The sequence below is a fragment of the Mesobacillus sp. genome (assembly GCF_047739415.1).
Lineage (GTDB): Bacteria > Bacillota > Bacilli > Bacillales > Cytobacillaceae > Mesobacillus.
This window is the reverse complement of sequence record NZ_JBIQOE010000268.1, coordinates 1-10,544: the sequence shown is the minus strand read 5'-3', so window position 1 is coordinate 10,544 and position 10,544 is coordinate 1. Positions and strand designations below refer to the sequence as shown.

The following is a 10,544-nucleotide window of genomic DNA, read 5'->3' as shown; positions in this document are numbered from 1 at the left end:
AGGAAATATATTCACTCGTAGGAACCAATCATTAAGCCAATTGTCAAAACACTGCTGAAATCGAAACTGACTATTAACGAAGCGATATACAAATAAAGGATGCCCCAAAAGGTATAAACTTTTGGACACCCTCTTTTTATTTTTTTAAAAATGCCGGAAAAATTGGCCGTTGATTTCCGTTCCAGGCGCTTCGCTTTCCGCGGGGCTGGCGCTGAGCCTCCTCGTCGCAAGCTCCTGCGGGGTCTCACCTGGCCAGCTGATCCCGCAGGAGTCTACGCACCTTCCACTTCAATCAACAGAGTTTAAAAATGAAAATCAAGCTTTGACGGAGCCAAGAACTTAAAAAAGAGACCCGGATTGGATCTCTGCAAATAAATCAACCGCGCTGCATGGTGTGCACGAATTTGTATCGGTCAGCTCGATAGGCTGATTTGACGAATTCGAATGGGGTGCCATCCTTTAAATGCGAAGTCCTGAGAATCAGCAGGACAGGGGAGCCTTTTTCGATTTCAAGAAGGCGTAGTTCCTGTTCCTTTGCAATAGATGCTTCGATTTGCTGTGTAGCTTCATGGATAGTTAGCGATAGTTTTTCTTCAATGTATTGGTAAAGTGACTGGTTGATGATTTCCTCTGTCAACCCCTTAACCAGATTAGCCGGGAGATAGGTAGTCTCAAGGGCCATCGGAACATTGTCTGCAAGCCTGACGCGTTTGATTTCGTATACTGGTGTATTTTCATTGAGCTTCAGACGCTCGGCTATTTCCCGTCCGGACGGGATAATTTCAAAAGAAACCAGTCTGCTTCCCGGGGTAAGTCCGCGTTCTTTCATATCTTCGGTGAAACTTGTCAATCCCTGGAGGCGCTGTTCGACTTTCTTTTTATTCACGAACGTGCCTTTGCCTTTTTGTCGGTATAAATATCCATCATTCACAAGGTTCGTCAATGCCTGCCTGATGGTCATCCTGCTAATTTGGAACATATCGGCATAGACGCGTTCGGATGGAATGGCTTCATCTGGCTGGAGGTCGCCATTATCAATCTGGGCTTTTATATACTCCTCGAGCTGGTGGTAAATTGGTATTGGTGAATTTTTATCAATCATAGGTCATTCTCCTGACTGCTTGCAATTTTTCAGAAGATGCTTAAAGCAATGCTGTCGCATCTTTATCAGCGAAAATCGTGACATTTCCATGGTTTTTGAGAGCAGAGGCAGGGAAATCTTCGCTGACATCGCCATTCACTAAAGTAGCGAGTGCTTTTGCCTTGGAAGCACCGGAAACAAGGAGGAAGATTTCCTTGCTGTCCATAATCGAGGCAATCCCCATGGTGATTGCTTGCTTAGGAACGTTTTCCAGTGATTCAAAAAATCTTGAGTTCGCTTTGCGTGTGCTTTCTGCCAGGTCGATGATGTGCGTTCGGCTGTCAAAGTGTGTTCCTGGCTCGTTAAAACCAATATGGCCGTTCTGTCCAATCCCGAGAATTTGCAGGTCGATGCCGCCATGCTCATTAATGAACTGTTCATAGCGTCTGCATTCCTCGTCGAGATTCTTCGCTGTTCCATCAGGAATATGCGTCTGCTCAAGCGGAATGTCAATGTGCTCAAATAAATATTCACACATAAAGTAGTGATAGCTATTACGGTCTTTTTTCGGGATGCCGATGTATTCATCCAGGTTGAACGTGTTGATTTCCTTGTAGGAGGTCTTGTTTTGTTTATGGTCTCTGATGAGCTCCTGATAAAGGCCGGTTGGTGTACTCCCGGTAGCAAGTCCAAGGTTGAGAGAAGGATTTCTATTGATTCGTGAGATGATTTCCTCTGCAGCTTGCTGGCTAAGCTTCTCGTAATTTGAAGTTGTAATCAGTTTCATACGTTGTCACCTCTTTCAAAGCTGTTATGAACGGGTAAAGCTGGCGACTCCCCGGCAAAACGCCATAGCAACCTCATGGTTACGATCAAGTACGACAAGGTCTGCATCTTTTCCTGAAGCAATGCTTCCTTTCCGGTCAAAAATTTTCAGCTGCCTGGCGGGATTTTCACTGGCTAGCTTCACTGCTTCTTCAAGACTGATGCCTGTGAAGTGCATCATGTTTTTCAAAGAATCTTTCATTTTCAAAATGCTTCCAGCGAGCGTGCCATCAGCTAAAAGTGCTTTTCCATCTGCAACACTGACTTCCTGTCCGCCGAGATCATAGCTGCCATTTTTAAGGCATTTTGCTCGCATTGAGTCAGTGATTAAAATGACACCATCCGTCCCTTTGGCGCGAATCGATAGATCGAGCATTTCGGGAACGACATGGATTCCGTCTGCAATCATCTCTATTTTTAATTCATTAAACAGCAGAGCGGCACCGGCGACCCCCGGATCTCGATGATGCATCCCGCGCATGCCATTGAACAAATGGGTCACATGGGTAGCTCCTGCCTTCACTGCTTCAGCCATCTGTCCGTAGCTGGCATCCGAATGGCCAACCGAGGCAATGACCTCATTCTCAGCCAGGTATGCAATAAGCTCGCAGCCATTTTCTTTTTCCGGAGCAAGTGTCACGAGCCTGATATTATTGCCGGAAGCCGCCTGCATTTTCAAGAACAATGAGATATCCGGTAGGATGATGTGTTCTGAAGGCTGTGCTCCTTTGCGGGATTCATTGATGAATGGTCCTTCCAAATGCAGCCCGAGCACCTCGGCTTTACCTGGCTTGTTATGGTGGCTGATATAATCGGCAGCATTCTCCAATGCTTTCATAATTGCCTTTTGATCCTGGGTGATTGTCGTTGCCAGGAAGCTCGTTGTTCCTTCCTCGGGCAGGATTGACGCCATCGTCGTCAAGGCTTCAATGGTGGCATCCATCGTGTCCGCTCCGCCAGCACCGTGGATATGTACATCGATGAACCCCGGGACAACAATGCTGTCCTCAGGAAGCTCGATGACCTCGGCCTGGTGTTGGGGGAGGGAGGAGGCAAGTCCTGTTTCGGCAATCTTCCCATCCTGTATAAAAATGAATCCTTTTTCAATCATGCCCTCTTGTGTTAAAACACTGGCGTTGGTTAGCAATAAATCATTCATTCTATATCACCTGAAAGTTATGTCCTCGTTCTTCTTTTCTTTACCCTCTGTCACTCTAATTATACAAATACCTGCAGGGGTTGTCTATACCACGATAGTTTATGTGAAATAACTCCATGGTGGTATAGACAAAGTTATTTTGCGCTCCCTCTGTAAAAATTACTGATCGCATCTCTCAGGTAGCCATCGTGCTTTTCCAATAGTTCTTTTACCTCGGTTCCCCTGAGTCCTGTCGTGATTTGGAGGATGGCAGCTTTCGTATGATAGTTTTGCTCCTTGATCGCTTCTCTTGCTTCTTCATCGGAAGCGCCGGTTGCCATCTTGACGATATTGACGGCGCGATTATGTAGTTTTTCGTTCGTCATCTGGACATCGACCATCAGGTTTCCATACACTTTGCCCAGTTTGATCATCGAAGCGGTGGAGAGCATATTCAAAATTAACTTCTGGGCAGTACCGGCCTTCATCCTCGTGGAACCGGTGATGACTTCGGGACCGACGACTGCGGAGATGGTGTGGTCGGAGATTTTCTCCATTTCGGAATCCTTGCTGCAAACGACTGATACAGTCAGGGCACCAATTTCCTTTGCGTACTCCAGTGCACCGATCGTATAAGGGGTGCGCCCGCTGGCAGCGATTCCGACTACGATGTCATCAGCGGTAAGATTGATGTTTGCCAGATCGTTCTGACCCTGCTGTTTGTCATCCTCGACACCTTCAAGTGCCTCGGTCATCGCTTCCTTGCCTCCCGCAATAATCCCAACAACAAGCCCAGGATCGGTTCCGAACGTCGGAGGGCATTCGGAAGCATCGATGATTCCGAGCCGTCCGGAAGTCCCTGCACCGATATAGATCAGACGGCCGCCTTTCTTGAAGCTAGCGACTATTCTGTCGACAACCTCCGAAACGTTCGGAACCTGCCTTGCGAGTACGTTCGGAACGAGGGTGTCCTCCTGGTTGATGACTGTGATGATGTCCTCTGTAGACATCAAGTCGATGTTCATTGTTTTCGGGTTTTGCTGTTCAGTATTAAGCTTTGCGATCTCCATTTCCATCCCTCACAATTAATTGAAATTGTTGCCCTGCCTTAATCTCTGTAAGCAAAGGCAAATCTTCTTGAATTACTTTTCCGATGCAATTCACTTTTTCATCCTGTGGCAGGTCATTGACGGCAATTTGTAATTCACCTGCATAGCGCCCATATAACTCGTTGTCGATCGTTATCGTCCCACGTTGCCTTTCCTGCTGATTAGAAGGAGGGAGCCGGTTTTCTCCTTTTGAAGCGAAGGACCGTGATTCAACTGCTCTGATGACATCGCGGGCAGGATCCATTCGGTTGGTTAGAGTTCTGCTCAATAGGTCCGAGTGCTCCGAGTTCTCGGCCTCAATCCGTAGCGGAATGACTTTTTTACCCAGGAAAGTTAATAATTCCAGCTGTTCATCCGATACAGAATGATCCCCAATCAAGATCTTATCGGTAAAACAAGAACCTATCAGCTCTGCAGCAGCTATATGCGGCAGCTGGCCGCGGTGCTTTTCAAGCGTTGGGAGACCAGAAAACACAGGTCCGCGCAAATCCTTGTTCCCAGGAACGAAAGCCATTGTCGTAATGCCGAGTGAACGGAGCATGTTATTTCTTTCAATCAGGAACTCCTTGTCCAATCCTGTTTCAGGGCGCGGGTAAAAATTGTGCCATGCTTCCACGTTCCCGGTATTTAAACCAGCATCAATCCAGGACATAAGTTCATCTCTAGTTACCGTGCTGGCGTTGATTCCAATCTTCATTTTATGCGAAAGCACCACAACCTGCTGTGATGTGAACCCATAATCAGCCCTGATTCCGGACAAGCCCCATTCCAGCAGCTTATCATAATGATCCCAGTCCAGCCCGAGGTAATCCAATGAGCGGGGAGATACATCCGCCATCAGCTCCATGTTGTGCTTTTTCGCAAGTTCTCCAAGCTTTAGTAAAAGTTCTTTATACTCAGCTGGATTATCTTCAGGAATATGCAAGGAGGTAAAGATAGAATTCAGTCCGTATTGAGCCGCTTTTTCAATCCAGGCAGCATTTTTCTCCATCATATCCTTTTTCAAATATACGGAAATGCCAAGCATGGGCAATCCCTCCAATCAAAACAGATTAATAGAAAAGAAGAAAGGAGGAAAATAGCTCTCCTCCTTTTCTTTATTTGCATTCTAGATTCCTTTAGCCATTTCTTCCTTGAAGCCAAACGTCCAGGTGAAGATGAACCCGAATACATAGGCAATCAGAAGTCCAAGCAAGTAGAGCAGTATTTGATTTGTATGGACTAGGAAAGCAAGCGGGATACCCGAAACGCCGATGGCAATCGTTGCGATTTTAAAGAATGCCTGGAATGCTCCTCCGACTGCAGCGCCAAGACATGCTGTCACGAATGGGCGGCCGAGCGGTAGAGTAACCCCGAAAATCAGCGGTTCGCCAATACCAAGCATACCAACTGGAAGTCCGCCTTTGATTACCTTTTTCAATCGTTCGTTCTTTGTTTTGAAGTAAATCGCGAATGCCGCACCAACCTGTCCGGCTCCGCCCATTGCCAAAATCGGAAGAAGCGGGTCATCGCCGATGGTATTGATTAATTCCATATGGACTGGAGTCAAGCCCTGATGCAATCCAGTAACAACAAGCGGAAGGAATGTTCCGGCAAGGATCAAGCCTGCAAAAATGCCGCCCATATCAATGAGCCCAAGCAAGCCTTTTGTGATCAGGTCAGAAACGAAACCTCCGACAGGCTGTAAAACGAATAATGTTGCAATACCAGTAATCAATAATGATAGAGTAGGAGTCACGATAATATCCAATGAAGACGGCACGAATTTCCTGATCCGTTTTTCAAGCATTGCAATGAAAACAGCGGCAAGCATGACACCAATCAAACCGCCACGTCCAGGTACGAGCGCTTCGCCAAACAAGGTGATGTTCGCAAGTCCAGGATTGATGATCAAAATACCAGCAGCACCGCCAAGGGCCGGTGAGCCTCCAAATTCACGTGCAGTATTGATACCAACGAATACACCAAGATAACCGAAGATACCCCAGCCAATCAGGTTAAGAATCTGGATCAATGACGATTCTGGGTCAGCACCAAAACGAACAATCACATTGGTAATCCCGGCAATTAAACCGGAAGCGACAATCGCAGGAATCAGCGGAATGAAGATGCTGGCGATTCTGCGCAGGAATAGTTTGAACGGAGTCGCGTTTTTCTTGTTGAGTTCGTCCTTAGTACGGCCGGCAAGTCCATCGAAAGGATCCGGGTCGGATTCGTCTACGAGACTGGCAGTCTTGCCGGTAATCTCGGAAACTTCATTGGCCACTTTAGTGACAATTCCAGGTCCCAAAATAATCTGTAATGTCTCTTCTTCTACGACACCGAGCACGCCATCAATTTTCTTGATACCAGCAAGATCGACTTTGCTGTAGTCTGCCGGCTTGACGCGCAGGCGGGTCATGCACGAAGCAACATCAGCAATATTGTCCGCGCCGCCAAGCTGCTCAAGTATCTCTCTTGCCAGGCGTTCTTCATTACGCATGGTGTTTCCCCCTCTTAAGATAAAATAGTCAGAAAAAAATGAATCCGCTTACAAAATGATGATAACAATTCTACTGTATAGTTGTCTATACCTTTTCTGAAAAATATAGCTTTGGTACTAGCATGGAGAGGTGGATAATACCAATTTAGATGATATCAGCGAACTTAAGCTGTTTTTTTATCACCTATATTTGGTTCTTAATGAAAAAGTGCTAAAATAAAAGGTATTGTGATCATGTGGGAAATTTACGTTCTAATAAAGGAGGAACTTCATTGCCAAAAGTCCGTACTAAAGACCTCATCAAGAAATTCGACATGGAATTGATCAGTGGAGAGGAAGGAATCAATCGTCCGATCACCACGACTGATATTTCAAGACCAGGACTAGAAATCGCTGGTTATTTTGAATATTATCCTGCAGAGCGCCTGCAGCTTCTCGGAAAAACAGAGCTGACCTTCTTTGAAAAATTGAACCCTCGCGACAGGGCGGAGCGGATGGAAAAGCTTTGTACAGATATTACGCCAGGAATCATTGTCACAAGAGACATGGAGGTTCCTGTTGAACTAGTCGAGGCAGCCGAAAGGGAATCAGTTCCTCTCTTACGTTCAAAGCAAAAAACAACAAGGCTCTCGAGTCATCTGACAAACTATCTCGAAAGCAAGCTGGCACCGACCACTGCCGTCCACGGGGTACTTGTCGATCTGTATGGAATCGGCGTCCTGATTACGGGAAAAAGCGGTGTCGGTAAAAGTGAAACCGCGCTTGAATTGGTAAAGAGGGGACACCGTCTTGTAGCGGATGACTGTGTTGAGATCCGCCAGGAGGATATCGGGACTCTGGTCGGGAACTCACCTGATTTAATCGAGCACCTACTCGAAATCCGCGGCGTAGGCATCATCAATGTAATGACGCTGTTCGGTGCTGGTGCCGTACGTTCACATAAACGGATTTCCCTGATCATAGACCTTGAAATTTGGGACCAGAAAAAATCATATGACCGACTGGGCCTTGATGAAGAGAAAATGAAAATTCTCGACACCGATATCACCAAGCTGACGATTCCCGTCCGTCCTGGCCGAAATCTCGCTGTTATCATCGAGGTAGCAGCAATGAACTTCAGGCTGAAGCGCATGGGTGTCAATGCTGCTGAACAATTCACCAACAGGTTGTCCGACGTCATCGAAGACGGCGACCATGACGAACATTAAGCAGTGAAATTTTTCATGAATCACTGTGGCACTCAGCAGTAGATTTTACGAAAAAAAAGTCTTAATCAAACGTTTGATTAAGAACAGCCAAAGTGTTGTTACGACTGATTTCTATATAGATAAAGGGGAATTGACATGGAAAAAAATATTCAGCCAATCGACCCGATTGCCTTTTCGCTTGGGCCGATCGAGGTGCACTGGTATGGCGTCATCATTGGACTTGGAATTGCGCTCGCACTATGGATTGCGATGCGCGAAGGCGAACGCCGCGATCTGCCAAAAGATATCTTTGCGGATCTGATGCTCTGGGCGATTCCGATCGCAATCCTATCTGCAAGGCTCTACTATGTGATTTTTCAGTGGGATTACTACAGCCAGTATCCTGGCGAGATTTTTAAGGTATGGAATGGCGGCATTGCCATCCACGGCGCGTTGATCGGATCCGTTGCAACCGCATATTTCTTTACGAAGTCCAGGAATGTTTCTTTCTGGAAACTTGCTGATATCGCAGCGCCAAGCATCATTCTAGGACAGGCAATCGGCCGCTGGGGCAACTTCATGAACCAGGAAGCGCATGGCGGGGAAGTAACAAGGGCTTTTTTGGAAAACCTGTACCTGCCAGAGTTCATCATCAACCAGATGTATATTAATGGGACCTATTATCACCCAACATTTTTATATGAATCGATCTGGAATTTGCTCGGTTTCATCCTGCTCATGTCATTGCGCAGAGTCAACCTGGGCCGCGGAGAGATTTTCCTAAGCTATGTCATCTGGTACTCGATCGGCCGCTTCTTTGTTGAGGGAATGCGGACGGACAGCTTGATGCTGACGGAATCATTGCGAATTGCACAGACAATCTCGATTGCGTTGATTGTTTTGGCAATCGGCTTATGGATTTTCAGAAGAGTTAAGGGTTATTCGAAAGTACGATATTTAGAGAACTAGAATTTCGGATTACTAAAAAAGAAGCCCTATAAATAAAATGAATTAAGGCTAAAAAATGGGAGAGATGCTTCGATGGGTTCTACATTGAAAAGAGGGTTGATGGTTGGCTTGAATACGACTTGGGCGCTCGGGAAAGTCATTTTCCCTGTCACCCTGATTGTTTCAATCCTTCAATATACACCTGTCCTGCCGTGGATAATCGAATTGATCACGCCGTTGATGTCGTTGCTCGGTTTGTCAGGAGATGCGGCGATTCCGCTTGTCATCGGAAACTTCCTTAATTTATACGCGGCCATCGGTGCGATCCTGACGCTTGACCTGACTGTAAAAGAGGTCTTCATCATCGCAGTAATGCTGAGCTTTTCACATAATATGCTTGTTGAATCGAGTGTAGCTCTCAAGGTCGGAGTCAAGCTGTGGATAATTGTCCTCGTCCGCTTAGGGCTTGCGTTCATATCAGCAGTGGTCATCAATCTTGTTTGGAACGGCGGTTCTGAAATTGCAAAATATGGCATGGTCCCGTCTAAAAGTGAAGAGGTCTCCGGATGGGGAGCGATTCTGCTTGAAGGCATCACCAAGGCGGGAATCGGCATATTCCAGCTGGCCATCATCGTCATCCCGCTGATGGTCGTCGTGCAAATCATGAAGGATAAGCAATGGCTTGCTGTTTTCTCAAGATGGATGGCGCCGGCAACAAGAGCGCTTGGCATGAAGGAGAACACCTCGACGACAATGGCAGCCGGCCTGCTGATCGGGCTTGCGTACGGCGCAGGCGTGATGATCCAGGCAGTCCAGGAGGATGGAGTCAGCAAAAAGGATGTCACGCTTGCGTTCATTTTCCTTGTTGCCTGCCACGCAGTCGTTGAAGATACTTTGATTTTTGTTCCGCTTGGAATTCCGGTGTTGCCGCTGTTGCTGATCCGCCTTGGTGTGGCGATAGTATTGACAATCACAGTCGCGATCATCTGGAACCGCGCGGATATCGCAAAAAGAAAGGAAGCAGTATATGAGCAATAAAATAGATACAGTCCTGTTCGATCTAGACGGGACGCTGATTGATACAAATGAACTAATTATTTCATCCTTTCTCCATACAATGGAAACCTATTATCCCGGCCAATACAAACGGGAGGATGTCCTTCCGTTTTTGGGGCCGTCTTTAAAAGAATCATTCGAAAAGCTGGATCCGGAAGGCTACGAAGAAATGATCACCACTTACCGGACTTACAACCTGGCTAATCACGACCTTTTGGTAAAAGGATTCGAGGGAGTGTATGAAACGGTCCGAACGTTGAAGGAGAGCGGTTTCCATTTAGGAATCGTTACCACGAAACGTTCGGATGTAGTCCAAATGGGCTTGAAGCTGACAGGATTGGACGAGTTTTTCGAGGTTGTCGTCGCGCTCGATCACGTTGAAAAAGCGAAGCCGGATCCTGAGCCGCTGTTAAAAGCTTTGGAGCAGCTTGGTTCCTCGCCGGACCGTGCGATCATGGTCGGAGATAACCACCATGATATTCTCGGCGGCAAAAACGCCGGCACTAAGACAGTGGGCGTTGCCTGGTCAATAAAGGGAAGAGAGCATCTTGAGCAGTACAACCCGGATTACATGTTAGAGAACATGGCTGACATCCTGCCAATCTTAGGAGTATAACATGAGAAGGACGACTCGTTATCGAGTAGAAGGAGCAAACTCTCTCTGGCATGTTTATAAAACCGTCCCGTTTTGGAAGGTTGTCAAAAATTTCGCCGTCAT

At 46.7% G+C, this 10,544-nt stretch carries 10 protein-coding genes and 1 pseudogene; 5 read left to right on the top strand and 6 right to left on the bottom strand.

Features of this window, described 5'->3' with window-relative positions; translation table 11 throughout:
- Positions 1-376: 376 nt before the first annotated feature.
- The 6 genes from ACH0QE_RS20800 to ACH0QE_RS20775 all read right to left on the bottom strand — a co-directional run bounded on the left by ACH0QE_RS20800 (position 377) and on the right by ACH0QE_RS20775 (position 6,635).
- Positions 377-1,102, bottom strand: coding sequence for a GntR family transcriptional regulator (locus ACH0QE_RS20800; protein WP_415802378.1), 726 nt, complete (start codon positions 1,100-1,102; stop codon positions 377-379).
- Positions 1,103-1,142: 40 nt separating this feature from the next.
- Complete coding sequence (gene nagB, locus ACH0QE_RS20795) at positions 1,143-1,868, bottom strand: glucosamine-6-phosphate deaminase (protein WP_415802377.1); 726 nt, start codon at positions 1,866-1,868, stop codon at positions 1,143-1,145.
- Between the two features lie 24 nt (positions 1,869-1,892).
- Positions 1,893-3,065, bottom strand: coding sequence for an N-acetylglucosamine-6-phosphate deacetylase (gene nagA, locus ACH0QE_RS20790; RefSeq protein WP_415802375.1), 1,173 nt, complete (start codon positions 3,063-3,065; stop codon positions 1,893-1,895).
- Positions 3,066-3,199: 134 nt separating this feature from the next.
- Positions 3,200-4,114, bottom strand: coding sequence for an N-acetylmuramic acid 6-phosphate etherase (gene murQ / locus ACH0QE_RS20785; RefSeq protein WP_415802374.1), 915 nt, complete (start codon positions 4,112-4,114; stop codon positions 3,200-3,202).
- Complete coding sequence (locus ACH0QE_RS20780; protein ID WP_415802372.1) at positions 4,095-5,180, bottom strand: DUF871 domain-containing protein; 1,086 nt, start codon at positions 5,178-5,180, stop codon at positions 4,095-4,097. The genes murQ and ACH0QE_RS20780 overlap by 20 nt, the downstream gene beginning before the upstream one ends.
- A gap of 81 nt (positions 5,181-5,261) precedes the next feature.
- Positions 5,262-6,635, bottom strand: a complete 1,374-nt coding sequence (locus ACH0QE_RS20775) for a PTS transporter subunit EIIC (protein WP_415802371.1) — start codon at positions 6,633-6,635, stop codon at positions 5,262-5,264.
- Between the two features lie 272 nt (positions 6,636-6,907).
- Here ACH0QE_RS20775 and hprK point away from each other — a divergent pair, with 272 nt between their 5' ends.
- From hprK to ACH0QE_RS20750, 5 genes and pseudogenes are all read left to right on the top strand, one after another.
- The gene (hprK, locus tag ACH0QE_RS20770; protein ID WP_415802370.1) at positions 6,908-7,843 is read left to right on the top strand and encodes an HPr(Ser) kinase/phosphatase; all 936 of its coding nucleotides are present in this window, start codon (positions 6,908-6,910) and stop codon (positions 7,841-7,843) included.
- Between the two features lie 135 nt (positions 7,844-7,978).
- Entirely contained in the window at positions 7,979-8,791 is an 813-nt protein-coding gene (gene lgt / locus ACH0QE_RS20765; RefSeq protein ID WP_415802369.1) for a prolipoprotein diacylglyceryl transferase, read from the top strand.
- A gap of 72 nt (positions 8,792-8,863) precedes the next feature.
- Positions 8,864-9,808 (top strand): nucleoside recognition domain-containing protein, encoded by a 945-nt coding sequence (locus ACH0QE_RS20760; protein ID WP_415802368.1) that lies wholly within the window; start codon positions 8,864-8,866, stop codon positions 9,806-9,808.
- Positions 9,798-10,442: a pyrophosphatase PpaX gene (gene ppaX / locus ACH0QE_RS20755; RefSeq protein ID WP_415802367.1), complete on the top strand. Its 645-nt coding sequence runs from the start codon at positions 9,798-9,800 to the stop codon at positions 10,440-10,442. Before ACH0QE_RS20760 ends, ppaX begins: the two co-directional genes overlap by 11 nt.
- Before the next feature lies 1 nt (position 10,443).
- Positions 10,444-10,544, top strand: a pseudogene (locus tag ACH0QE_RS20750) (acetyltransferase); the annotation flags it as partial.